The organism is Poriferisphaera sp. WC338, assembly GCF_050931845.1.
Classification (GTDB): domain Bacteria; phylum Planctomycetota; class Phycisphaerae; order Phycisphaerales; family Phycisphaeraceae; genus Poriferisphaera.
In genome coordinates this window covers 3,230,580-3,253,071 of record NZ_CP194516.1, presented here as the reverse complement: position 1 = coordinate 3,253,071, position 22,492 = coordinate 3,230,580, and the positions used below count along the sequence as shown (strand labels likewise).

The 22,492-nt window shown below is 51.0% G+C and carries 22 protein-coding genes; 9 read left to right on the top strand and 13 right to left on the bottom strand.

What is annotated here, in order from left to right; genetic code table 11:
• Nucleotides 1–147: 147 nt before the first annotated feature.
• From ACQ6WK_RS13460 to dnaB, 3 genes are all read left to right on the top strand, one after another.
• Nucleotides 148–762: a hypothetical protein gene (locus ACQ6WK_RS13460; protein WP_432797897.1), complete on the top strand. Its 615-nt coding sequence runs from the start codon at nt 148–150 to the stop codon at nt 760–762.
• A 403-nt stretch (nt 763–1,165) separates the two neighbouring features.
• Nucleotides 1,166–1,786 (top strand): hypothetical protein, encoded by a 621-nt coding sequence (locus ACQ6WK_RS13455; RefSeq protein ID WP_432797896.1) that lies wholly within the window; start codon nt 1,166–1,168, stop codon nt 1,784–1,786.
• A gap of 294 nt (nt 1,787–2,080) precedes the next feature.
• Nucleotides 2,081–3,502, top strand: coding sequence for a replicative DNA helicase (gene dnaB, locus ACQ6WK_RS13450; protein ID WP_432797895.1), 1,422 nt, complete (start codon nt 2,081–2,083; stop codon nt 3,500–3,502).
• On the opposite strand, the gene ACQ6WK_RS13445 is transcribed toward dnaB, so the two are convergent.
• Complete coding sequence (locus tag ACQ6WK_RS13445) at nt 3,499–3,735, bottom strand: hypothetical protein (protein ID WP_432797894.1); 237 nt, start codon at nt 3,733–3,735, stop codon at nt 3,499–3,501. The genes dnaB and ACQ6WK_RS13445 overlap by 4 nt on opposite strands.
• Before the next feature lie 39 nt (nt 3,736–3,774).
• A complete protein-coding gene (locus ACQ6WK_RS13440) occupies nt 3,775–4,833 on the bottom strand; it encodes a metallophosphoesterase family protein (protein WP_432797893.1) in 1,059 nt (352 codons plus the stop codon).
• Between the two features lie 71 nt (nt 4,834–4,904).
• Here ACQ6WK_RS13440 and ACQ6WK_RS13435 point away from each other — a divergent pair, with 71 nt between their 5' ends.
• Nucleotides 4,905–5,231 carry a hypothetical protein gene (locus ACQ6WK_RS13435; RefSeq protein WP_432797892.1) on the top strand — a complete coding sequence of 109 codons (327 nt, stop codon included), beginning with the start codon at nt 4,905–4,907 and terminating at the stop codon, nt 5,229–5,231.
• A gap of 75 nt (nt 5,232–5,306) precedes the next feature.
• On the opposite strand, the gene ACQ6WK_RS13430 is transcribed toward ACQ6WK_RS13435, so the two are convergent.
• Together ACQ6WK_RS13430 and ACQ6WK_RS13425 are read right to left on the bottom strand one after the other, a co-directional pair.
• Nucleotides 5,307–6,521, bottom strand: coding sequence for a radical SAM protein (locus ACQ6WK_RS13430; RefSeq protein WP_432797891.1), 1,215 nt, complete (start codon nt 6,519–6,521; stop codon nt 5,307–5,309).
• Between the two features lie 92 nt (nt 6,522–6,613).
• Nucleotides 6,614–7,936: a TIGR04053 family radical SAM/SPASM domain-containing protein gene (locus ACQ6WK_RS13425; RefSeq protein ID WP_432797890.1), complete on the bottom strand. Its 1,323-nt coding sequence runs from the start codon at nt 7,934–7,936 to the stop codon at nt 6,614–6,616.
• A gap of 164 nt (nt 7,937–8,100) precedes the next feature.
• On the opposite strand from ACQ6WK_RS13425, the gene ACQ6WK_RS13420 reads away from it, so the two are divergent.
• Nucleotides 8,101–9,117, top strand: a complete 1,017-nt coding sequence (locus ACQ6WK_RS13420) for a 3'(2'),5'-bisphosphate nucleotidase (RefSeq protein WP_432797889.1) — start codon at nt 8,101–8,103, stop codon at nt 9,115–9,117.
• Nucleotides 9,118–9,142: 25 nt separating this feature from the next.
• Here ACQ6WK_RS13420 and ACQ6WK_RS13415 read toward each other — a convergent pair whose 3' ends face one another.
• The 3 genes from ACQ6WK_RS13415 to ACQ6WK_RS13405 form a co-directional block, all read right to left on the bottom strand.
• Complete coding sequence (locus tag ACQ6WK_RS13415; protein ID WP_432797888.1) at nt 9,143–9,787, bottom strand: hypothetical protein; 645 nt, start codon at nt 9,785–9,787, stop codon at nt 9,143–9,145.
• 150 nt (nt 9,788–9,937) lie between these two features.
• Entirely contained in the window at nt 9,938–11,095 is a 1,158-nt protein-coding gene (locus tag ACQ6WK_RS13410; RefSeq protein ID WP_432797887.1) for an acyltransferase family protein, read from the bottom strand.
• A 132-nt stretch (nt 11,096–11,227) separates the two neighbouring features.
• Nucleotides 11,228–11,437, bottom strand: coding sequence for a YjfB family protein (locus ACQ6WK_RS13405; RefSeq protein ID WP_432797886.1), 210 nt, complete (start codon nt 11,435–11,437; stop codon nt 11,228–11,230).
• A gap of 151 nt (nt 11,438–11,588) precedes the next feature.
• Here ACQ6WK_RS13405 and ACQ6WK_RS13400 point away from each other — a divergent pair, with 151 nt between their 5' ends.
• A complete protein-coding gene (locus ACQ6WK_RS13400; protein WP_432797885.1) occupies nt 11,589–12,455 on the top strand; it encodes a hypothetical protein in 867 nt (288 codons plus the stop codon).
• Between the two features lie 11 nt (nt 12,456–12,466).
• On the opposite strand, the gene ACQ6WK_RS13395 is transcribed toward ACQ6WK_RS13400, so the two are convergent.
• Complete coding sequence (locus ACQ6WK_RS13395) at nt 12,467–13,846, bottom strand: segregation and condensation protein A (RefSeq protein WP_432797884.1); 1,380 nt, start codon at nt 13,844–13,846, stop codon at nt 12,467–12,469.
• A gap of 118 nt (nt 13,847–13,964) precedes the next feature.
• Here ACQ6WK_RS13395 and ACQ6WK_RS13390 point away from each other — a divergent pair, with 118 nt between their 5' ends.
• Entirely contained in the window at nt 13,965–14,990 is a 1,026-nt protein-coding gene (locus ACQ6WK_RS13390) for a KpsF/GutQ family sugar-phosphate isomerase (protein ID WP_432797883.1), read from the top strand.
• Here the strand turns inward: ACQ6WK_RS13390 and ACQ6WK_RS13385 are convergent.
• Complete coding sequence (locus tag ACQ6WK_RS13385) at nt 14,987–15,493, bottom strand: DUF2867 domain-containing protein (protein ID WP_432797882.1); 507 nt, start codon at nt 15,491–15,493, stop codon at nt 14,987–14,989. The genes ACQ6WK_RS13390 and ACQ6WK_RS13385 overlap by 4 nt on opposite strands.
• A gap of 122 nt (nt 15,494–15,615) precedes the next feature.
• Here ACQ6WK_RS13385 and ACQ6WK_RS13380 point away from each other — a divergent pair, with 122 nt between their 5' ends.
• Entirely contained in the window at nt 15,616–16,137 is a 522-nt protein-coding gene (locus ACQ6WK_RS13380) for a KdsC family phosphatase (protein ID WP_432797881.1), read from the top strand.
• A gap of 75 nt (nt 16,138–16,212) precedes the next feature.
• On the opposite strand, the gene ACQ6WK_RS13375 is transcribed toward ACQ6WK_RS13380, so the two are convergent.
• The 4 genes from ACQ6WK_RS13375 to ACQ6WK_RS13360 form a co-directional block, all read right to left on the bottom strand.
• A complete protein-coding gene (locus ACQ6WK_RS13375; RefSeq protein ID WP_432797880.1) occupies nt 16,213–16,926 on the bottom strand; it encodes a hypothetical protein in 714 nt (237 codons plus the stop codon).
• 37 nt (nt 16,927–16,963) lie between these two features.
• Nucleotides 16,964–17,650 carry a hypothetical protein gene (locus ACQ6WK_RS13370; protein WP_432797879.1) on the bottom strand — a complete coding sequence of 229 codons (687 nt, stop codon included), beginning with the start codon at nt 17,648–17,650 and terminating at the stop codon, nt 16,964–16,966.
• A 43-nt stretch (nt 17,651–17,693) separates the two neighbouring features.
• Entirely contained in the window at nt 17,694–18,011 is a 318-nt protein-coding gene (locus tag ACQ6WK_RS13365; RefSeq protein WP_432797878.1) for a hypothetical protein, read from the bottom strand.
• A 77-nt stretch (nt 18,012–18,088) separates the two neighbouring features.
• On the bottom strand, nt 18,089–18,643 hold the full coding sequence (locus tag ACQ6WK_RS13360; RefSeq protein WP_432797877.1) for a metallophosphoesterase: 555 nt from the start codon (nt 18,641–18,643) through the stop codon (nt 18,089–18,091).
• A 307-nt stretch (nt 18,644–18,950) separates the two neighbouring features.
• Here ACQ6WK_RS13360 and carB point away from each other — a divergent pair, with 307 nt between their 5' ends.
• Complete coding sequence (gene carB, locus ACQ6WK_RS13355) at nt 18,951–22,400, top strand: carbamoyl-phosphate synthase large subunit (protein ID WP_432797876.1); 3,450 nt, start codon at nt 18,951–18,953, stop codon at nt 22,398–22,400.
• Nucleotides 22,401–22,492: the final 92 nt, after the last annotated feature.

Sequence of the window (22,492 nt, the reverse complement as noted above, 5' to 3'; positions counted from 1 at the left end):
GATTATTTTTACTGTAGCCTCAGGTTGCATTGAGATATCGGACGTGATACATATACCAATATGTGATTGACGGAGAGAGTGCCCGTCTTTGGTGTTATTTGATTAATTTATATCCTATCTATCTACAACCTTAAGAGAGGGGAAGAGATGAAACACGTGAAAAAGAGTATTTGTGCTGTAGTTGCGTCTGTGGCAATGTTTACAGGTTTGGGGCAAGCTCAAGCTGCACCTGTGACTGTATCTGACAGTGAGACCGGTTGGGGCACAAGCCTACCGAGCGATGTTACCATCACCTTTAACGGTCTGAATACCAACGTTATCGGTGGCGGTTGGCTTCAAGTCTGGGCGTTTGGTGATTTTGACCGTCACGATGAAAATATTAGTATCGTGGCGAATGCGGGTCAGTCCAATGCTATGGATTTTGGGACATGGCTTGATAACAATACTGCAAACGATGATTTTAGTCACCCGACTAACGACCAGGGCAATCAGTACAGCTATGAAGTTTCCGGTACAGCCTACCTCACCGCTTCTGAAGTTCAGAGTTTGATCTCAGGAGGTTCGCTTGAGTTGACCTTTAGCTTTGGCCCTAACGTAGATGAGCTTCAAAACAATCCTAATGAGCGTGTTGGTGCACGTTTCCACTACAACGCTGGCAAGCCTGGTGGTGGTACCCCTGCAGTTCCAACACCTGCAGCAGCAGGCATGGTGTTAGTTTCACTCGGCATGCTCATCGCACGTCGTCGCCACAATAAAGCGTAAGCCAAGTTCGCGACGAATACCTGTACCTTATATAGATACAAAAGCCCCCGCTTATTGGGGGTTTTTTGATGTGCGCAGGTTGCTGGTGTTTTTCTAGCGGGAGGTAAAGAAGTGTTGTGTTGGTTGTGTCGTCTGTAACGATTAGCGAAGTAGAGCGTCTATTTAATGATTAGATGGCTTATAAATTGTGTTGCTGTAAATCAACAAAGGCATACAGAAGCTACCGGGCGCACAGCTTACGCAGCTTAATGGGTTTTGGTATGTGGTAAGACAATGAATTGCAGAATACTGCTCGAAAAGTTTGTGGCGTGATTTTTATGTTGTAAACATTACTCGTCAGCGAAAGGAACTAAACGCGATCCTTTCTTAAATCGAATAACATTAACCGACGAGGGTAATACACATGAAGAATGCAATGACACGAGGAATGATGACTGCGGCAGCTGTGGCACTTTTGGGCGTAGGTGTTGGCCAAGCTCAAGCGGGATCAGTAACAGTTGAAGATGAAATCATCGGCTGGGGGCAAGGTGGAAACGGTTCATACACTGAAACCATGACTTTCGACAATCTTGAAACCAACGTCACAAGCGGTGGCTGGTTGCAGGTGTGGGCTTGCGGCGACTTTGATGCTTCCTATGAGAACGTTCAGGTGATCGCGAATGCGGGTACATCAAACGCGATTGATCTTGGTACTTGGCTCAACAACAACACAGGCGATGATCGTTTTGACCATCCTTCAAATGACGTTGGTACTCAGTATGCTCAGATGCATTCCGGCACTGCTTACCTGACTCAAAGTGAAATCGAAATGATGGTCAACGGTGGGTCACTTGAACTGACCTTCGTCTTCAGCAGCGATGTTGATGATTTGAACTGGTGTAAGCCACAATACGAAAACGAAGTGATGGGCGCCCGTTTCCACTATGAATATGGCACGACGGCGGTACCGACTCCAGCAGCAGCAGGTATGGGCTTGGTCTCACTCGGAATGATGATTGCACGTCGTCGTCGTAACCGTGCCTAAGACAATGATGACGCGAGGGTGATCTGGTTGCCACATGATGTGGTGGTAGGTTCTAGATCAAGTTCAAAATCAATGACGCTCTGTGTGATGAGCAATCTTTGGTAGCAGATCCCTCGTTATCGCGTCTCGAACCCTCACTTCGGTGAGGGTTCTTTTTGCGCACATGCTGACGATTTAGCTGGCATTGAGGGAGGGATTGTTGTTTCGACAGGTTATGCACAGAGTTGGTGACAGGATGTAGTCAGGGCAATGAAGAAAGAAGCCGAGAGGATGGTGGTGTGGTAGAGTGTGGGCATGGAAGAGAGTAACGGAAACGGTAAAAATTGGAAGCGCAAAGATCGTGAGGAGCGTAAAGTCGATCTTGCGGGACTGTTTGAGAAGCTCCCGCCACATGCGGTGGAGGCAGAAGCCGCGGTGCTGGGATCGATGATCTTGGACTGGCGCGTATGCGGTGAGGTCGTTCAGATTCTCAGCGGCAATAAAGATTTTTACAAGCCAGCCCACGGCGTAATTTACGATGCGCTTGTGCAACTCTATGACGAAACGCAATCAATCGACATGGTGCAACTCAATCAACGGCTTGTTGATAAGCAGATGCTTGAACAGGTAGGTGGATTGGATTATCTCGTGCAACTTGCAGAGGCCGTACCGAGTGCGACCAATGCGAGTTACTACGCCAAGATCGTGAAGGACAAGGCAACGCTTCGTGGCCTGATCGAAAGTGCCGGCCAGATTTTATACGATTGTTACAACAGCGATCAGCCAGTGCAGGATTTGCTGGATAAGGCTGAGCGAAACATTTTTGAGATTGCAGAAGACAAGTCGACTGAAGAAGCGTCCGACCTTACCTCGCTTCTTCATGAAACCTATACCCGTCTTGAAATGTCCGAAGTCAGCACCGGCATTCAGACCGGCTACTACGAAGTCGATGAGATGACCAACGGTTTGCAGCCGGGCGAGATGATCATTGTGGCTGCCCGTCCTTCGATGGGTAAGACTGCCTTTGCGCTAAACGTGTGTGAGAATGTGGCGGCAGGTAGCCGCGTGCCGTGCGCCGTTTTCAGTTTGGAAATGGGTAAGCAGCAACTCGCGCAGCGCCTGCTGTGTTCACGATCTGGTGTGGATTCACATCGGCTGCGTAGGAACATGTTAAATCAGGACGACTTTGCCAAACTATCGATGGCGGTCGGTGATCTATCTGAAGCACCGCTCTATATTGATGATACACCGGGCCTGACGTTGCTCGGCCTGCGGGCCAAAGCACGCCGATTGTATTCCCGCTACGGCATCAAGATGATCATGATCGACTATATGCAGCTCATGAGTGCGCCGGGTGCGGATTCAAGGCAGCAGGAAGTATCGAATATTTCGCGTGGGATTAAAGCGTTAGCACGTGAGCTAAGTGTACCGGTGATTTGTCTGTCACAGCTCAATCGTTCATCAGAAGGCCGCGAGGGCCACCGTCCACGCATGAGTGATCTGCGTGAATCGGGATCGATCGAGCAGGACGCTGACGTCGTCGCAATGCTGCACCGCGAGGACTATTATCACCGCGGCGAAGAAGATTATCAGGACAACAACATCGCGGAGTTGATCATCGCCAAGCAGCGTAACGGTCCGACCGGCGTGGTGAAGCTGCACTTCGACGGCGGCACGACACGGTTTAACAATCTTGCCTTCACGCCGGCTGGCGGTGAAGATGGCGGCGGATTCTAATGCGCTGCTCTGCTTTGTAGTTCAAGATCTTCCCATTGATCGCGATCCGGTGGTGTCATTAGAATAAGCCCGAACTGCTCTGTGTTAATCATGACGCCGCCTGTTTCATAGCAACTGTAGTCTCGAGCATCTTCGGTTAGAGGCGTATAAATCGCTTCAATAGTACCTTCGCTGCCGTCAAATAAGACGTGATCGCCAACGATAACGATTTTGCCAGTTGCATAGTGGAACATGTGCCTCTCCATTTTTATGTCGATGAGAGATCGCTCATCTCATTTCTTATCCGCTTCAGCCTGATCAAAGCGATGGAGTGTGATGTCTTCATAGACGAGTTTGAGTGGGAGGGTTTTATCATCAAAAACTGTGTTGTCAGACTTGATCGCGAAGCACTGCGTGATCTTGCCATTCTCGATATCAATCACGACGATAGATTGTTTTTGCGGGGCTTTGGTGCCGATGAGCAGTCGCGGCCCGTTGCCGCAGGCATTGAGTGAGACAAGATTCAGATTGTTTTTGCGTGCTTTATAGTAGCCGTGATGGTGGCCGGTAAAGAAAGCATCGACTCTGTACTTGGCAAATAATTTGTTGATGCGTTTGGCATCGGCCCGGGTCATGGTTTGCTTTTCACGTTTATGCGTGATCGGGTAGGGTGGGACATGAGACGTTGCGAAGATGTTATCGTATTGGTCAGCATGATCAGCAAGTGTTTGCTCAATGAAAGCCCATTGTGTATCGCTGAGCGGCTCCATTGTGGTGATATTGAGTGAAAGAAAGAGTGTCTTGCCGAGCGAGTGGGCGTAATAGGTGGGGAAGTTATTGAGCGAGCCAACTAAGTTGAGATCAGGTTTATGTTTGGGGTTATTCCAATGATCACGGAATATGTCGCGATCGATTTTGAATGCAGGGTAACCAGAAGCATCGTGATTGCCCGGGGTTGGTGCGAAGGGAATGCCGGCTTCATCGAGTGGCTTGGTGATCGCGCGGTCAAAGCCGGCCCACATCTTGCGAAGTAGAGGTTCTTTGAAGCCTTTCTTTTGTGCAGCAATCAGATCGCCTGCAGAGATCACGATGTCGGGTTTGAGTTCGGTGGCGATGATCTTGATGAGCTGATGGACATCTTTGCGATATGTATCGTCACCATAAGATGAGTTGGCGTCGGCGAGAACAACGATGCGCTGTCCCCGGGGAGTTTTGCGGTCTGGCCTTTCCGGAAGTGTGTCGGGATTAAACGGCAGGCGAGGATTGGCTTGTGCGGGGCTAGCTTGCGGTGCTGCCATAAGCGAAGCGCAGATCGTCAAACAGAAAAGAACAGCTAAACATTGGCTTTTCATCGGGGGTACTCCTTTGGGGAGCTTATTGTAAACGGCCCAATGATTGAACGAAATAGGTTTGTGAAGAGTTGTTGGAAGTTTGGAGAGGATCAGGGGTTTGTACAGTCCTGCCAAATGGAGTTGCCTTGTTTGTCGATGTAATGACTTTCGCCGTTTGGATATTCGACATATGCGATGCCATCTTCAAAGTAGTGGCCGAAAGTGAATGCCGGCTTAATGATCCAGTTTCAGGAGTAGTTTATGGCACCGTAGAGATCATCATCGTTCTCTTGGACAAACGCGAGGCCTTCATGGCGGACGACAAGATTGCCCTGGTTGTCAATGAAACCAATGTTACCATCTTCGTCGTGAATCGGGTGTTTTGTGAATGTGAACATTATTTACAAGATCAATTATAACGTAAAAAACCCACATCAATGATGACGTGGGCAGGTCTTGGTTATTGCAGTATCTAAATCTGCTTTGAATCTTGATTAGGTCGCAGAGGTCGCGGCAGGTTGTGAATGAATTTCTTCATCATTCAGATAACACGAAGGGTCCATGCCGAGCCAATCTTCGGTAGCCGCTTCGGCGCGAGTTCGCAGATTACCGTTGCAGATATCCAGAAAGCGGCAGCCCTGACATTTTTCCGGGAGCATCGCTTTGCGATCACGCAACTGCGCCAGCCGTGGATCGGTCGCTTCTGCCCAAATCTGTGAAAACTTTTTGTCACGGATGTTGCCGCAGTTGTAGTGCCACGAAAATTGATCGTAGTGGACGTTGCCCATTGGATCGATGGAGGAGATGTTTGAGCCCGAGCGGTTGCCGCCAGTGCCACGTAGTTGTTCGTGGATCTGTGCAGCTTTATCAGGATCAGTTTTTTCAATATTCAAAATTGCATAGGCCGCGTCGGCGTGGTTGCCTACAGTCAATACCTCAAGTGGTGTGCCGAGCTTATGTAACTCTGCAGTACGTTCAAAAATGCGCTCAATTACTTCACGGGTCTGATCGGAAGTAAGATCAACTTTCTGCATTTTTCCACCGCGTCCTGAGTAGGCAAGGTGATACACACAAAGACGATCAATGTTGTGTTCGATGGAAAGATCGATGATGTCATCAAGCTGGTGCATGTTCAAAGCATGAACTGTAAAACGCGCACCAACTTTCAGGCCAGCATCCTTGCAGCGTTTCACAGAGGTGAGTGTTTGATCGAAAGCTCCTTTGAGGCCACGAAGTTTGTCGTGTGTTTCACGTAGTCCGTCAATTGAAATGCCTGCATATTTCAGGCCGATATCAGCAAGCTTATGTGCAGTAGCATCATCAATCAGTAGTCCGTTGGTGGAGAGCGTGCAATTGATGCCGAGCGATTTGGCGTAGGCGATCAGTTCAAGTGTATCGGGACGTGATAGCGGCTCACCGCCTGAGAAAAGTACGGCTGGTACATTGAACGCTTTCAGATCATCCAGCAACGCGATGCCTTCTTCGTGGGGCAACTCATTGGGTGCGGGGTTTGCATCAGCGGAGGCATAGCAATGTACACATCGCAGATTACATGCGCGGGTCACTGCCCAGACTACGACCGGTCGTGGAGCATCAGGATAGAGTTTGTGTTCGGATTTGATCGTGCCACGGTCACGATGGGTATGACCGTAGCGAAGGTCTTCATTACCGGCGGCATGATTCGCAAGGATGTTGCTGACACTGAACATGTTGTTGATCTCCTGCAGGCGTCAGGGGTTTCGAAATCTAAGGGGAGTTCTGTTTATCTATTGTTTACATGGTTTTGTTGTCTAACCGTTTATTAGACAACCGGTGGTGCTGTGGGTTGTGTGGGAGCGGAAAGCTCAACGTGATCTGGGGCACACTGTTGGCAGGTACATGCGTCATCACAAATAAGATCAAGGTTGACGATTTTGTCGACGGTGGTGTGCATGTCGGGGGCAGAATGTGCTGCGGTCCGCTGATTTTCCAGATGATCCAACCATGCGGGAGGGCAGAATTCGCAATCGGGTTCGGGAGCAAACATATCGCCGGTGACGGCTTTGGCTCGGGCACGCGACCCGCCGCATACATCACGGAAGCCGCAGTAGCCACACTTGCCCTTGAGCAGTTCGGGCCGGCGGAGCTTGAGAAATGTTTCGTGCTTTTGATAGATATCCACCGCGGTTTCAAACTTCACATTGCCGCAGTTTGCTGGGAGGAATCCGGAGGGATACACATCACCGATATGTGAGACGAACATAATACCTTTGCCGTCATTGATACCGAGCGGAGCTTTGGATCCGGAACGTAGTGATGGTTTGGCGCGTCCATTGGCGTGACCATTGGTTTTTTCTTTGAGAGCGTGGCCGTTCCTTGCTGCTTCGCCATTTTCTTTTTGTTGATGAAGATTCTGAATCATGTAGCGACGGAAGAACGGTGCTTCCGTGGTCTTCACCGCAAATTTATGCTTGGCCGATTGCTGATTGATCTGTTTGAAGACTTTCTTGTATTCGTGTGGCTCGATCCGCAGGTCATTTAACCCACGCCCCACCGGCACCAAAAAGAACACCGACCAGAGCGCGATATTCAATGTCGCCATCAACTCGCCCATCGCATCAATCTGATTGACGTTTGCTTTGGTGATCGTGGTGTTGACCTGTGTTTCGATGCCGAGCTCATGTGCTCGCTTGAGGATGTTGATCGCATGGGTGAATGTACCGGGGATGCCGCGTTGTTCGTCGTGTGTTTCAATGTCAGCGCCATCAATTGATAATCCGAGCCGTGAGATACCTGCCGCTTTAAGTTGCTTTAGAACATCATCGTCAAGCAATGGCGTTGCGGATGGTACGAACGAAACATCAAGCTTACAGTCTTGCGTGGCGTACTCGATGAGTTCAAAGATGTCATCGCGCTTCAGCGGGTCGCCGCCGGTAAGGACGACGATCGGCTTCTTTGGAAAAGTGGTGAGTTGCTTGAGAAAGTTCTTTGACTGAGCCGTGTCCATCTCGTTCGGGTGGGATTGCGGTTGAGCGCACGCCCGGCAGTGCTTGCAGACCAAGTCACACGCCCGCGTGACTTCGTAGAAGACAAGCAAAGGAGAATGGGCAGCATCTTCGATTTGGTAATTCCAGGCGGCTTGCATGTGATCACTCCGGCAATGCAAATAGGGATATTCGGATCATTTTATATTGATGTTGCCGTTGATGCACGTCGTCAGGCAGGAAATTTGCCGAAATGTGGGAAGCGGGCGAAGATGTGCTGGTTACCGGGGCTTAAAGCAGGTTTTCAATAACAGGAAATGTGGTTATGAGTGATTTGTCAGAGCAGGGTCATGAATTCGAAGTAGCGGTCAGTGCGGTGCAGGCAGCAGGGGTAATTTGTCGGGAGGTGCAGCGACGGTTGGTGGACGCGGACTCGATGGAAAAAAAAGACAAAAGTCCGGTTACGGTGGCGGATTATGCATCTCAGGCGATCGTGTGTGGCCTGCTCGCCGAGTCATTTGAAGGCGTCGCGGTCATTGGCGAGGAAGATTCCGCGGACCTGCAGAAAGTGGAAAACACTGGACTGCGGGACACGGTAGTTGAGTTGGTGAATGGCTTGCTGGACGAGCCAATGTCCGCAGAAGAAGTGCTGCGGTGGATTGATGTCGGCGGCGCCGACCCGGTTGGCCGCAATATGTACTGGACCCTCGATCCCATTGATGGCACAAAAGGTTTCCTTCGGCGGGAACAATACGCCATCGCGCTGGCCAAGATTGAACAGGGCGAACTGACCATGGGAGTTCTCGGCTGCCCCAACATGCAACTCGCCCCCCGCAAAGCTGGCGGCATTGATGCGACCGGCGTGCTCATCACCGCAGTCAAAGGGCAAGGCGCATGCATCGCGCCAATGGCTGGTAATGTGCATCAGGTTACTGAGATCCGTGTAAGTGATGTCGATGATCTCGCCAAAGCGAAGTTTTGCGAATCCGTCGAGAGCGGCCACAGCAATCAATCGCAGTCAGCCGAGATTGCCGCGAAGCTTGGCATTACGACTGAGCCATTTCGGATCGACAGCCAGTGTAAGTATGCCGCGATTGCGCGCGGCGATGCAGAGATCTATTTACGATTGCCGACACGGAAGGATTATCAGGAGAAGATTTGGGATCACGGCGCCGGCGCGATGGCGGTGATGGAAGCTGGCGGCACGGTGACCGATGTTTATGGCAAGCCGTTAGATTTTTCAAAAGGTAAAACACTCAGCGCCAACAAAGGCGTCATCGCCACCAACGGCAAGTTCCATGATCAAGTGGTGATGGCGGTGGGTGAGGTTTTGGGGGTGTAATATTACTGTAAGGCGGAGCTTTGTGTTAGTTGAGTTTTTGATTGACAATTAAATCTCTGATCTCGAATAGACAGTCCCACCCCAATATTTCGTCGTCTTTGACTCCTTGTTCGATGGTGTACACGTAGAATGACCATTTGGCATACTCTTTGTCACGTTCTTGATATTTCTGGAAGAGGGTTTTTAATCTTTTATTGCTAGTGCGGGTTTGGTTCCATGCGTGCGTGATGAATTGCAGAACGGCGGCACTTTCCGGAGAGTTGAGTGGGATGTATGTCAATTCTGTTGAGCCTAGCCAAAGTCCTTTTACATAAAGGTGGCAGTTGGCAGTTTTATCATTAAAAATAACTTCTTCGGTTGGATTGTTTAATTTAAATTCATAGCGGATTCTATTTGCATCTACGGCAATGAACTCGAAGCTACCCCCATCTAAATAAAAACTAAAATCTTTAAATCGAATCGGTAAGTCAATATGAGGTTGTTCGAGATAGTCGTTTCGATTTTTCGGATGAGCCGTTTGGTTGGACTGCGAGGTCTTCTCAAGTATCGACGGAATTGGTTTGGTGTGTTTGCATGAAAACAGAAGCGGTATCAGGAGTATCAAGGTGAGTTTATAGATCATGCGTTTACATATGCGGGTTTGAGCTGGTTGTGTGTGCTTTGTTGCCATCAAAAAGTCATTGTAGCTTCGAAGGTGTAGTTGAAAAAAAGAATTTAAATGGCCTCCAAGCTGCCGGCCGGGCCTTAAAGGCGATAACGTAAGCGTTGTTGTTGGTGGGGATGGGGGGGGGGAAGCGGTGTTGTGTTTTTATGTTTGTTTTTAAGGGGTTTTTGACGATTCGAGTATGGGCGATTTGCTTTCGGAGGTAAGAGTGCGGGAGAAGCGGTGTTTGAGTTTGAGGATGGGAGTTTCTAAAAGTTTGAAACTGAGTGCTGCGATAGAGATGGAGATGATCGAGCCAAGGATAAAGTCGATGAGCGGCCAGCTCTGTTCCGCGATCATTTTCTGATAGAGGATGCGGGTGAAGTGGAGTGTCCAGGGGTGGTAGAGGTAGAGGCCGTAAGAAATGGCGCCGACGAAGACGATGGGCTTGAAGGCGAGGATTGGGCGGGCGAAATGATCTTCGCGGATGACGACAGCTGCGGTGAGCGCGGTCATGGCGAGTTGGATAAGCAAACGCGGGTAGCCAATGATTTGGGCGGGGGTACATTCGATCAAGGCAAAGAGGATGATCGTGATGATGAAGGGGGTGAAGCGGTGATGGAGCAGGCTGGCGAGAAGGTTGAAAGATGGTTTGTGATGAAGGAGATATGCGAGTCCCACGCCGAGGAGGATCGGAGTGAAGGAGCATTGCATGACTTCGAGTTGGCTGAGGTAGGTGGCTGTATTGGTTGGGAGCAGTGCATATAGAAAGCCAAAATTGAACGCTTGGCTTATGGTGAGGAGTGTGAAGTAGAAAACAAGTTTGATGTGTTTGGAGGCGAAGACTTCGGCGAGTGGCCAGAGGAGATAGAACTGTTCTTCAGTAGCAAGTGACCAGAGCGGAGAGAGATTGGTTTCGGGGGTGAGGTTCCAGTTGCTGGTGTAGGTAAGGTTGTAGATGAGGTTATCGAAAAAGAAGATACGGTTGGGATCATCGGGTGCGGCGGTGACGAGGTACATGATGGCGAGCACGAAAAGCATCAGATAATAGATGGGAAATATGCGCAGCGATCGGCGAGCCCAGAAGGCGCGGAGGCTGATGTTGCCGTGGGTGGTGCGTTCGCGGATGAGCAGTGCGGTGATGAGGAAGCCTGAGAGGACGAAGAACATGTCGACGCCGAGGAAACCTCTGGTGAGTGATTGGAGGGGGAGGTTTTCGGGACGGATGCTGTGATGCCAGAGGACTGCGAGGATGCAGAAACAGCGGAGGCCATCAAGCGATGCGAAGTGGCGCGTATTTTGGAAGTTGTTGTAGGGGGTTACGGTTTCGTTCACGGTTTGCTTCCGGAAGAATGTGAACGCTGGTTAAAAAAAGGAAGTACAGGCGGGGAGCCTGCACTTCTGGACGTTGGTGGGGTGTTGGTATTGTGTCTCATCACACGGTGGTGATGGAAATTTCGTGTTGAATCAGGCGCTGACATCGATCATGTTGCCGAGATGCGGGTTGGCACGGATAGCATCTTGTTGCATCTGGACCGAATCTTGAAGCAGCGAAACCATTGCATCGCCTTGCGCTTTGGCGTTGTCGAGCGTCTTCTTTGCCACCGCGGTGTTGACTTGATTCATCAACTGTGCGTGTGTCGTGGCTGAAGCTAATGCGGCGATTCCATTGGTCATAATGGGGTAATCGGCTAAGGACCGCGGTGGGCTTGAGTCAAAAGTCGAAATTATTGGGAGGCTTTTTGCGGTGTGTCCGGTAATGTGTAGGCTGGCGTGTTGAATGTGAGGGAGATGAGATAGCGGCACGCCAACACTGTGATGATGGTGGGTGTTTGCTCATGTGTTTGGCAGCAGGTTGTCGACGGTGGTGGGGGCGGGCTTTTTCGTGAGTGATGCAATGAAGCAGATGATGTTCATGATGGGCGGTTTGGTGCTAATGCTGATGGGCTGCGCAGGGAGTTCGGAAACGACTACGAGTGGTATGGCGCAGCGACATGATGCGGTGATGGCTTCAGAGGGGATTAAAAAAAACGCCAAAGGTAGAGGGAATGAACAGGCGAAAGACGGCGGCGTGAAGATTCGCTACAAGCTCATTGAGGGGAAGATTGCAGGGGATCGATATGTATCGGCGGATGGTTTTATGAGTTGTGAGGTGCCGCAATTGGAGTGGCCGGGCGATGAGGTGAAGGACGGGATCGATGAAGGGCTGGGGATGCGGTATGTGCGGTTCACGGATCACGCGGGGCGATACTATGCGGTGCTGTGGGGCAGGCCGTTGGACATGAAGGTTGACCCGATGGCACGAGAGATGTCGTTGCTCAAAGTGGCAGCTGACTTTCTGATGGTGGATCGCAAGTGGGGCGAGGTGACGCAGCTTGAAACGTTTTATGACGCTGCCATTTTAGGTGGCTCGCAAATTGCAATTGATCGTTGGGCGCAGGGGTCGTGGATTGTGAAGAAGGATGCAGCGGGTAAGACTGCGGCGCTGGATCGGATTTATGCGGTGCTATATACGCTGGCCGGTGAGCGGGATGATGTGATTGTAAAGGTAGTGGTGCACGACCGTGTACACGCGACGGAGCATGGCATGAAGGGATTGGATGAAAAGCCAAACGATTGGACGTTAGAAAGAAGAAAGGTATTACTGGATGAATTGTTTCGATTTGCAATGACGATCAAGTTTGGCAGATCGTAAAAGCAGTTGGTTTAATCAATGACTGCATCATCGCCGAGGGTATCTTGCAGCTTGTTGAGTTTGTTTTCGTCTTCCTCTTTCATCCGTTGTTGCTTGGCGCGGTGTTCTTGAAGCTTGCGTTCGATGGCATCAAGTGGATCTTCGTTCAGGTCGAGGATGACCTCGTCATCGCTATCTTCCAATAGGTCATCATCTAAATCTTCATCGATGATGTCGGGTGCGGGTTGGTTTGGCCCGGCAGCTTTTTTTGCAAATGGGTTTGGTCGAGATGATTCTTTGTAAACAGGGGGTTCGAAGCCGTGTTTCTTATATTCGGCAGCTTCCCATTCGCGTTGGGCACGTTTCCAGGCGGCGGCATTAAATCGCTCACCGGTTTGTTCTGCTTTTTGCTTGGCGTCATGTGTGCGGCGTATTTTTTCCCGGCGGATGTAGTGTTGAAAGCCGACGGCATCCGGCCACATGTATGACATTTCGCCGGTGTCGGCGTCACGCCAACGTTCGGCGGCGTCTTTATCATCTGGTTTGTCGTCTTGCTGATCGTGTGGGATGGGTTTGAGGGATATTTCGCCGAGGATGCGGTCTTGGATGAGGGTGACGCGGTGGTTTTTGACGAGTTCGAGCGTGGCGAGGAATAGGCCGATGAGTTCGGAACGGTTGGTGCGGCCGACGAAGATTTGCTGCAACGTCATAGGGCCATCTGATGCAAGACGATCATAGATATCGTCAGCATGGAGCGAGATCGGGGTGTCATCAAACGTGACTTCGTGGATCGGTTTGCGGCCAATGGAATCCAGGATGCTTGTGAAGGCGCGGCAGAGATCAAGGATATTGATGTCAGCAAGATCGATCTCGACTTCTTCCTGTTGTGCATCCGGATCTTCTAACGCGCGTTTAGGTGTGGCTTGGAAGCGGTTGGCGTATTCGGTTTCTCGGTATTCAAGTTCGATGGCGATATCTTTGAATCGTTTGTAGGCGAGGAGCTGCTGGACTAATTCGTAGCGCGGGTCGGATTCATCAAGCCTTTGGGTCTCGGTTTCTTCTTCCGCTTTCTCTGCACTCTTGTCGCGGACGGCTTCGTCGATTTTGGGAACGAGCATTTGTGATTTGATTTCGAGAAGCGTTGCAGCCATGACTAGAAACTCGCCGGCACGGTCGACGTCGAGCATCTGCATGAGCTTTACGTGCTGTAAGTACTGTTCGGTAAGCTCTGCGATGGGGATATCATTGAGGTCGATCTCGTTGCGGCGAACCAGATACATAAGCAGATCGAGCGGCCCGGAGTAGGCATCAAGTTTGACGCGGTATTCTCCCCCGGACGGTTTAGCTTCGGTGTGTGGAGCTTTCTCAGTGGGAATTTTTGGCTCGGCTGTGTTTTCTGGAGTGTCACTCATGCACAGGTATCTTACCGGATTTTAGTCGTGATTTCTCATGCCAGGGCCTTGTTGCCGCGGGGAAGGCGGTGGGCGTGTGAAGCGATATAATGGGTTCGAAGTGAAGGAACCTAACCCTATGAGTGAACATTGTCCCGACAGTCAAACAGATCTCGAATTTGCACAGCAAGTGCTCAAAACTGAACGCGACGCGATCGGTCGTATTCAAGTTGGCGGCGCTTTCGTAGAGGCGGTGGACTTGATCTTGCGTCATACGGAGACTGGCGGAGGTTCACTGGTGGTGTCGGGGATGGGCAAGAGCGGGATTATTGGCCAGAAGTTGTCTGCCACGTTCGCCTCGACAGGAACAGCATCGCATTTTTTGCACCCATCGGAAGCGATGCACGGAGATCTCGGCCGAGTGCGTAAAGGGGATGTTGTGTTGATCCTTTCATTTGGCGGCAACACTGATGAAGTCGCATCACTTGCGACTGTACTGAAACAGGATGGTGTGCCGGTGATCGGTATGGTTGGTAAATCGGATTGTGATCTCGGCCGATTGTCGACAGTCGTGCTGGAGATCGGTGATGTGACTGAAGCGTGTCCATTGAATTTGGCGCCGACAGCTTCGACGACGGCAATGTTAGCGCTTGGAGACGCGTTGGCGCTTGCGGTGTCGCGGCGGCGGGATTTTGGTGTGGACGATTTTAAGCGGGTGCATCCTGCGGGGAGCCTAGGGCGGCAGCTTATGCCGGTGGTGCAAGCGATGCGGTTTAAGGCAGGTGAGAATTTACCGTTGGTGTATGAAGATAACACGGTAAAGGAAGCGTTTAATCATGCGGATGCGTTTGCAGCGGAGAAAAATTTGCGGCGGACGGGTGCAATCTTGATTGTTGATGATGCTGGGGCGTTGGCGGGGATCTTGACTGATGCCGATTTCCGGCGACTCATGCTCAAGGATCCTAATCATGGATTAGATTGCAAGCTAAGTGAAGTGATGACACGGCAGCCACGATGTATTGCAGCCGATGGAATTGTCCGCGATGCGGTGCAGCTTGTACGTGAGCTTCGGATCGATGAAGTGCCAGTGGTTGATGCGGACGGTAAGCCGGTGGGTTTGATTGATGTGCAGGACTTGATTGCGCTGAAAGTGATTGAGGGTTAGGCGAATTTGCGAACACCGGACTTCATCATGGCGCGTACGACTAAGTGATGGAATGGGCGGATGAGATTGAAGTAGACCGGGCCGGACCATGATTTGTATTTCACGATGGTTGTGACGGAGAACTTGTTTTGTTGATCTATTGAAGGTGTGGTCTGCACTGCGATCCAAGCCGTGAGGTGTGTATCGTCAGGTGATTCAGCGATCCAATATCTGCCCTCTTTCGCTTCACGAACAATAAAAAACAATGCAAGTTGATCCGGTGTGAACGAGATGTTGTTCGGTGCGAGTGTGAGGGTCATGGGTGCGACGGCTGTTTTCAGGCGAAGCAGCTTGGCAACAATTATGCGAATGCCGTAAAGGCATTTAAGCCACCACGGGTAGTAGCCGAGGAAGCCCGCAATGAATTGGCGGAGATTGACATGCCCATCGATATGCTTCACATCGACGTGATCCGCACCTTGTGTGTAACTACTGAGGACGGAATTGTCAGGCAGATGGGGCATGGTTCCTTAAACCCTTCTTTCACTGTAAGGTTGTGGTCTCGCTATTATTGGCTGTAGATTGGATATAATCAATGGCCGACACTATGAAAGACTGTCTGTGACCTTCTGGAAAAAAGAAAACCATGCAAGATATCAAACTGATTGTGTGTGATGTGGATGGCGTCCTAACCAAGGGTGAAATTATCTATGACATTCAAGGCAACGAGTTGAAGAAGTTCAATGTGAAGGACGGCTTTGGAATCGCCGCAGCAAAGTCAGTTGGCATCAACGTCGGCGTGATCACCGCTCGGGAATCTGAAGTGGTGCACAGGCGGGTAAAAGAGCTAGGGATTGATGAGTTGTATCATTATGGCGTGCATGATAAAGCGGTGGCGGTACAGAAGTTGGTTGAGGCTGCGGGATGTGCGTTGGAAGATACCGCGTTTATTGGGGATGATGTGATCGACATGCCAGCGATGAAAGAGGTTGGTTTCCCGGTTGCGGTAGGTGATGCGGTGCAAGAAGTGAAAGATTTGGCGAAGCTCGTGACCGATGCGAAGGGTGGCGAGGGGGCGGTGCGCGAAGCGATTGAAAAAATACTGAGGGCGCAAGGGACATGGCATCGCGTGCTAGAAAACTACGGCGGGTTACGAAAATCGATTTGATGTGATGCTTTCAGCAATGATGATAGATGACCCGGCAGAGATGTCGGGTTTTTTGTAGGCATTTACAGAGTGAGGTTAGCGGTATTCACCGGCAACGGGTTGATCGGTAATGCCGAGTTGTTTTTCCAGTTGCTGTTCGATGAACTGTGCTTGTTCAGCTTTCTGAATATTGGGGACCAGCTTGATCACTTTGTTTTTGGTGGTTTGCGCGTGGACGGCGTAGGTGTAGGTGGCGTTACCATCTTTGCTGCGATTGACTTTTTCTCTGACGAAGAGCTGTTGGATGTCGAGGGTTTGAACAGATTTGTTGCCGGACCAAGGTAAGGGTGCGTGTTTGATGGAGAGGGCATTGGGGTCGAGGCGGATAATAGTTTTGTTGACGAGCATGCAGATGGCGGCATAGGTGAGACATATACCGACCGCCACGTGCAGGATCGGGAAGAGCTTCATCATGAGTGGGGCATCGTCGGTGAATGCCATGAAGTACCAGAAGATGAGAAAGCTGTCCCAGATAGCGCAGAAGCCGAGCAGTGCAAAGGCGGCTGGCGTGAACCATTTGCGGGTGATGGTATAAGCATCAGGGAGTTCTTCGATCATAACACCTCTGATCTCACTGGCGTCGATTTCAAGTTTGGGTTGGACGGGGGAAGATGTGTCGCTGTTACGCGCGGGGAGCTTGCCAGCAAAAGAGGTAATGCTGTTGCAGTGGGTACATTTGCCGATCATGGCGGAGAGGTTGAGGTTTTCTGATGCGATTGGTGCGCCGCAGCTATTGCATTCGATTTTCATAGTGTGATTCCAAACCGAGTGGGTGATGTGTGGGAGTTTAGGCGGCGCTGATGCCGGTTTGTTGTTCGAGTGTTTGTTCGATGAAGTAGGCGTAGCCTTTTTCTTCGACGCGGGGTGCGATCATGTGCTCTTTACCGTCGAGCATTTCAGCAAGGACATTGTATCGGGGTTGATCGTTGACGGTGACGGAGCTTTTTTTGACATGGAATTGTTTGATTTGCGCGGGGTCAAGATTGATATTGCCCCACCACGGTAATGGACCGTGCTGAACGCGGAGCTGTTCGGGTGAGAGGGTGAAGGTGGTGCGGTTGATGATACCAGTGATACCAGAGTAGAACGTGCAGGCACCGATAAGGAAGAAGGGGATCAGGAAGAGGATGCCCTTGACTTCAATGTTTTTGGCAGAGCCGTCTTGGGTTGCTTCAAGGATATTTTGTATGAGAATGAGTAAAGGGATACCGCCGAAGAAGAGTGAAAAGATGAGGAGGAAGACGTAGCCGCTGTTGAACCAGCGTTTGCTCATGCGGAAGTTATGGCTGGATTGATCTATTTTAATGCAGCTGGGTTGGCTGGCTTGCGGCTGGGATTCAGCTAAGGAATTGGGTTTAATGTTGTCAGCAAATGATGTGATGCTGTTACAAGCATCGCATTTGGCAATGAGGTTATCAAGGTTGATGTTGTCCGCGGGAATGATCTGATTGCAGTTGTCACAGTGGATTATCATTTGATGCCTCTGTACGGATTATCATTACGGCACGCTGGTGTTGTTATTCAAGGTCAAGTGTGGAGAGTAGGTCAGTGAGTTCGGAGCGGGCGTGGTCGTCGCCTGCTTTAATGGCGGCGTTAATACCTGCTTCGATGGCGGCTTTGGCGTCAGTATCTTCGCCTAGCTCGGAGTAAGCTTTCGCTTTTTGAAAGTAGGCGTAGCAGTAGAGCGGGTCGATAGTGAGGGTTTTGTTGAGCCAGTTGATGGCTTCGCCGAAGTTTTCTGCGTTGGCGTGTTCGATGGCGATGCCGTAGGTGAGGAATGTATCAGCGGGATCGTCTTCGTGCATCTTCAATAATTGATTGAGTCTGTCAGTCATGGACGCATTATATCGGAAGCGACTCATGCGTAGATGTGACTGTTAAGGCAAGGATTGTCGCATATGAGAAAAATGGTTTATGGATGAACATCAATGATTTCCGCGGAGCAGGTGTTGGTGTCGAGGAGGGCAACGGAGCAACGGTTTGTGAGCCAACCACAACACTCACCGGGGTTAAGAAAGAGCGTGGCGTTTGGTGTGCCAGTGGGAACGATTTGTGCGGTATCAAAAGTATCTGCGGGTGATTGAAGGAGGCGGGTTTCATTGACGATTTCGTGGGTGTGGCCAGTGATGACGATGTCAGCAGGTTTTCCGTTGGGGCGTAACTGATCGGGTTTGATCCAATCGATGAAATGGGACATCACGATGGTGCGATTATCCAAGGTGATGGTGAGGTGGTCTTCGAGGTTAGGAAGGATGGTTTTGAGGCCGGGGCGTTCACCATCATTGTTGCCATAAACACAGTATAAAGGAATGTTTAGGACATCGGGCGCAATGAGTTTGGCGGCGAAAGGGGCAACGTAGTCGCCTGCATGGAAGATTGCATCGACCGGGAGCCGCTTGAAAAGTTCGATCGCGCGGGTGAATGTGGGAAGTCGATCGTGCGTGTCGCTTATAACACCTATTTTCATAGCTAGTTAGTATCTTGATGCTGAGGCGGTCTTGCAAGAAAAAAGTGACTCTCAGTTCCCGAGTGAAGTAGGTTTTAGAGGTGGGGCTCGATTGTTGTGTGGGGAAAAGGATTGGGGGCAGAAGGGAGATGAGGGGGATATTGAGGTAGTGATTCGCAAGCGGGAGCGGTTGTGAGTAAACTCTGTCAAATTTTGGGAACTTTTTCTGGCAAGGCGCTGTTTTTCTGCGCGTGCTTGCTGGATGTTGTGAATAGACTGTTCCGCCATCCTAGCTGGCCCATGGGCTGGCCTTATCCGCAGGTGAGTCATGCCGAAGCGCGAAGACATTAAGACGATTTTGATTATTGGTGCGGGTCCGATTGTGATCGGGCAGGGCTGTGAGTTTGATTACTCTGGCACGCAGGCGTGCAAAGCGCTGAAGGAAGAGGGCTATAACGTCGTTCTGATTAACTCGAACCCCGCGACGATCATGACGGACCCTGAGTTTTCGGATCGGACGTATATTGAGCCGATTACGCCTGAGGCAGTTGAGAAGATTATTGAGAAGGAAAAGGATGGGCCTTTCCATATTGATGTGCTGCTGCCGACGCTGGGCGGGCAGACAGGACTGAATTGTGCGTGTCAGCTTTTTGATTCGGGCGTACTAGACAAGCATGGGGTGGAGATGATCGGTGCGAACCGCGAGGTGATCTACCGTGCGGAAGACCGTTTGCAGTTTAAGGAGTGTATGGAGTCGATCGGCTTGCAGTGCCCAAAGGCGGGCGTTGCTGAGACGATGGATGAAGCGCGTGCGATTTTAGACGAAGTGGGTTTGCCAGCAATTATCCGTCCTGCGTTTACGCTGGGCGGCACTGGCGGTGGTGTGGCGTACAACCTGGAAGAATTTGAAGATATTGCGAAGCGTGGTTTGGATGCTTCGATGAACAGCCAGATTCTGATCGACCAGTCTTTGCTTGGTTGGAAGGAATATGAGCTTGAGGTGATGCGGGATACGGAAGACAACTGTGTGATCATTTGTGCGATCGAGAACTTTGATCCGATGGGCGTGCACACGGGAGACTCGATTACAGTTGCGCCGGCGCAAACGCTAACGGATAAAGAGTATCAGCGGATGCGTGATGCGTCGCTGGCGATCATGCGTGCGATCGGTGTGGAGACGGGTGGATCGAACGTGCAGTTTGGTGTGAATCCAGCTGACGGTGAGCTGGTGGTGATTGAAATGAATCCGCGTGTGTCACGGTCGTCGGCGCTTGCGTCGAAGGCGACAGGATTCCCGATTGCGAAGTTGGCGGCAAAGCTGGCTGTGGGTTATACGCTTTGGGAATTGGACAATGATATCACCGGCGAAACCAAAGCATGTTTTGAGCCGTCGATTGATTATGTTGTGACGAAGATTCCGCGGTGGACATTTGAAAAGTTCCCTGAAGCGGACGAGACGCTGACGACGCAGATGAAGTCTGTGGGCGAAGCAATGAGTATTGGTCGCACGTTCAAGGAGTCGCTGCAGAAGGGGATTCGTTCGATGGAGGTCAAGCGATTTGGGCTTGGCCTTGATGCGAATGATAAGTGGTTGAACTCATCGCGGGGATTGAAGAATGCGGATGATTCGCCAATTGAGTGGCCGATTGATGCGACGAAGTTGGAGCGGAAATTGGCGAGCCCGTCACAGGGGCGGATGTACTATCTGCGATATGCGCTGAAAATGGGGCGGACGGTTGATGAGGTGTATCAGACGACAGGGATTGATCCCTGGTTCTTGGATCAGTTGAAGCAATTGATTGATTTTGAGGATGTGCTTGCGGGTTATAAGAAGTTGGCCGATGTCCCACGGGATGTGATGATGCAGGCGAAGCAATGGGGTTATAGCGATCCGCAGCTTGCGAATTTGTATGAGGGATCGATCAACACAAAGAATATTCTGAAGGTGCGTGAGTACCGCAAGGGTTTGGGGATTGAGCCGGTGTATAAACTGGTGGATACGTGTGCTGCGGAGTTTGAGGCGAGCACGCCGTATTATTATTCGGCTTACGAAGCACCTATTACACAGATAGACGAGAGTGGGAATGCTGTTGTTGCGTGTGATGATGAGATCCGGGTGAGTGATCGTAAGAAGATCATCATTCTGGGTGGCGGTCCGAACCGAATCGGGCAGGGGATTGAATTTGATTATTGCTGTGTGCAGGCAGCGTTTGCAGCGAAGGAGTTGGGCTTTGAGGCTGTGATGGTGAACTCGAATCCTGAGACGGTGTCGACGGATTATGACACGAGTGATTTGCTGTTCTTTGAGCCGCTGACGTTTGAGGATGTGCTAAATATCTGTGAGCGATTGAATGGCGGCGCTTTTGGTTCTGCGAACAGTCAGAATTTGGTGCATGGGGTGATTGTGAGTTTTGGTGGTCAGACGCCGTTGAACTTGGCACATAGCTTGGAGCGTGCGGGTGTGCCGATCATTGGTACGGCGGTGGATTCGATTGACTTGGCGGAAGACCGTGAACGTTTTGCGGGTTTGTGTGACAAGCTTGGCGTGCAGCAGCCGGCGAATGGGATCGCACGCAATGTGGAGCAGGCGGTTGAGATTGCGAACAGGATTTCGTATCCGGTATTGGTGCGGCCGAGTTTTGTGCTTGGCGGCCGTGCGATGGAGACGGTTTATGATGATGATCAGTTGCGTCGCTATATGACGATTGCGATTGGCGCGTCGGACCTTGAGGGGCAGCCGATTCTGGTTGATAAGTTCCTTGCGGAAGCGACGGAATGTGACATAGACGTGATCGCCGACTATGCGGCTACAGATGGGAATGAAGATTGTCGAGCGTTGGTTTGCGGTGTATTGGAGCATATTGAGGAGGCGGGGATTCACTCGGGTGACTCGGCATGTACGATTCCGCCGTATTCATTAGCGGCGCCGACGATTGAGCGACTCAAGCAGTTGTCACGGGATATGGCGAAGGCGCTGAGTGTGCGTGGGCTGATGAATGTGCAGTGGGCGATCCGCAAGGGTGAGTCGCCGGAGCAGGATGAGATTTATGTGATTGAGGTAAATCCGCGTGCGTCGCGGACGGTGCCGTTTGTTGGCAAGGCGACTGGTGTGAGTTGGGCGAAACTTGCGGCAAAAGTCATGGCAGGTAAGCAGCTCAGTGAGCTTGGTGTGACCGAAGAAGTGACGCCGGTGCATACGTCGATCAAGGAATCGGTGTTCCCGTTCAGCAAGTTCCCAGGCGTGGATGTGATCCTCGGGCCGGAAATGCGATCGACCGGCGAGTGCATGGGCGCGGATCACGATTATCCGACCGCGTTTGCGAAGAGTCAGATGAGTGCGGGCGTGAGCTTGCCGACGGAAGGAAAGATTTTCTTGTCGGTGCGCGACAGCGACAAGCCGCATATTGAGGGGTTGGCGCGGGACTTGGTGGAGATGGGTTTTGAGGTTTTGACGACAGGCGGGACGCACACCTATCTCATGGATAGAGGGATCGAGACGACGCGGATTCGGAAGATTAGCGAGGGGCGACCGAATGCAACGGACCTGATTAAGAATCAGGAGATTGCGCTGATCTTTAATACGCCGACTCGGAAAGGTGCGGGTAGTGACGAGGGGCATCTGCGAGCAACCGCAGTCCGGTTTAGGACAGGGATGATCACGACACTAACGGCGGCTACAGCGGCGGTTCAAGCAATGAAGGCGCTGCGTGAGTCCGGCTGGGGCGTATCGGCCTTACAGGACTACTTCCCGGAAGTGGCGCGTAGTGTTGAGGGGTAGGGGCTGGCTAGAGAAATTGAGGTAAATGATGAGATCCTGCTGGTGACGCCAGCGGGATTTTTTTGATGGATGGATAGAGCTGGGTGATTTAT

Excerpts from the sequence above, each read along its gene's own strand:
- ACQ6WK_RS13365 (WP_432797878.1), bottom strand. The coding sequence starts at position 18,011 with ATGACTGACAGACTCAATCAATTATTGAAGATGCACGAAGACGATCCC.
- ACQ6WK_RS13460 (WP_432797897.1), top strand. The coding sequence starts at position 148 with ATGAAACACGTGAAAAAGAGTATTTGTGCTGTAGTTGCGTCTGTGGCA.
- ACQ6WK_RS13440 (WP_432797893.1), bottom strand. The coding sequence starts at position 4,833 with ATGAAAAGCCAATGTTTAGCTGTTCTTTTCTGTTTGACGATCTGCGCT.
- dnaB (WP_432797895.1), top strand. The coding sequence starts at position 2,081 with ATGGAAGAGAGTAACGGAAACGGTAAAAATTGGAAGCGCAAAGATCGT.
- ACQ6WK_RS13375 (WP_432797880.1), bottom strand. The coding sequence starts at position 16,926 with ATGAAAATCGAATGCAATAGCTGCGGCGCACCAATCGCATCAGAAAAC.
- ACQ6WK_RS13420 (WP_432797889.1), top strand. The coding sequence starts at position 8,101 with ATGAGTGATTTGTCAGAGCAGGGTCATGAATTCGAAGTAGCGGTCAGT.
- ACQ6WK_RS13425 (WP_432797890.1), bottom strand. The coding sequence starts at position 7,936 with ATGCAAGCCGCCTGGAATTACCAAATCGAAGATGCTGCCCATTCTCCT.
- ACQ6WK_RS13405 (WP_432797886.1), bottom strand. The coding sequence starts at position 11,437 with ATGACCAATGGAATCGCCGCATTAGCTTCAGCCACGACACACGCACAG.
- ACQ6WK_RS13380 (WP_432797881.1), top strand. The coding sequence starts at position 15,616 with ATGCAAGATATCAAACTGATTGTGTGTGATGTGGATGGCGTCCTAACC.
- ACQ6WK_RS13455 (WP_432797896.1), top strand. The coding sequence starts at position 1,166 with ATGAAGAATGCAATGACACGAGGAATGATGACTGCGGCAGCTGTGGCA.
- ACQ6WK_RS13430 (WP_432797891.1), bottom strand. The coding sequence starts at position 6,521 with ATGTTCAGTGTCAGCAACATCCTTGCGAATCATGCCGCCGGTAATGAA.
- ACQ6WK_RS13370 (WP_432797879.1), bottom strand. The coding sequence starts at position 17,650 with ATGATAATCCACTGTGACAACTGCAATCAGATCATTCCCGCGGACAAC.
- ACQ6WK_RS13395 (WP_432797884.1), bottom strand. The coding sequence starts at position 13,846 with ATGAGTGACACTCCAGAAAACACAGCCGAGCCAAAAATTCCCACTGAG.
- ACQ6WK_RS13385 (WP_432797882.1), bottom strand. The coding sequence starts at position 15,493 with ATGCCCCATCTGCCTGACAATTCCGTCCTCAGTAGTTACACACAAGGT.
- ACQ6WK_RS13360 (WP_432797877.1), bottom strand. The coding sequence starts at position 18,643 with ATGAAAATAGGTGTTATAAGCGACACGCACGATCGACTTCCCACATTC.
- ACQ6WK_RS13445 (WP_432797894.1), bottom strand. The coding sequence starts at position 3,735 with ATGTTCCACTATGCAACTGGCAAAATCGTTATCGTTGGCGATCACGTC.
- ACQ6WK_RS13390 (WP_432797883.1), top strand. The coding sequence starts at position 13,965 with ATGAGTGAACATTGTCCCGACAGTCAAACAGATCTCGAATTTGCACAG.
- ACQ6WK_RS13415 (WP_432797888.1), bottom strand. The coding sequence starts at position 9,787 with ATGGCAACAAAGCACACACAACCAGCTCAAACCCGCATATGTAAACGC.
- carB (WP_432797876.1), top strand. The coding sequence starts at position 18,951 with ATGCCGAAGCGCGAAGACATTAAGACGATTTTGATTATTGGTGCGGGT.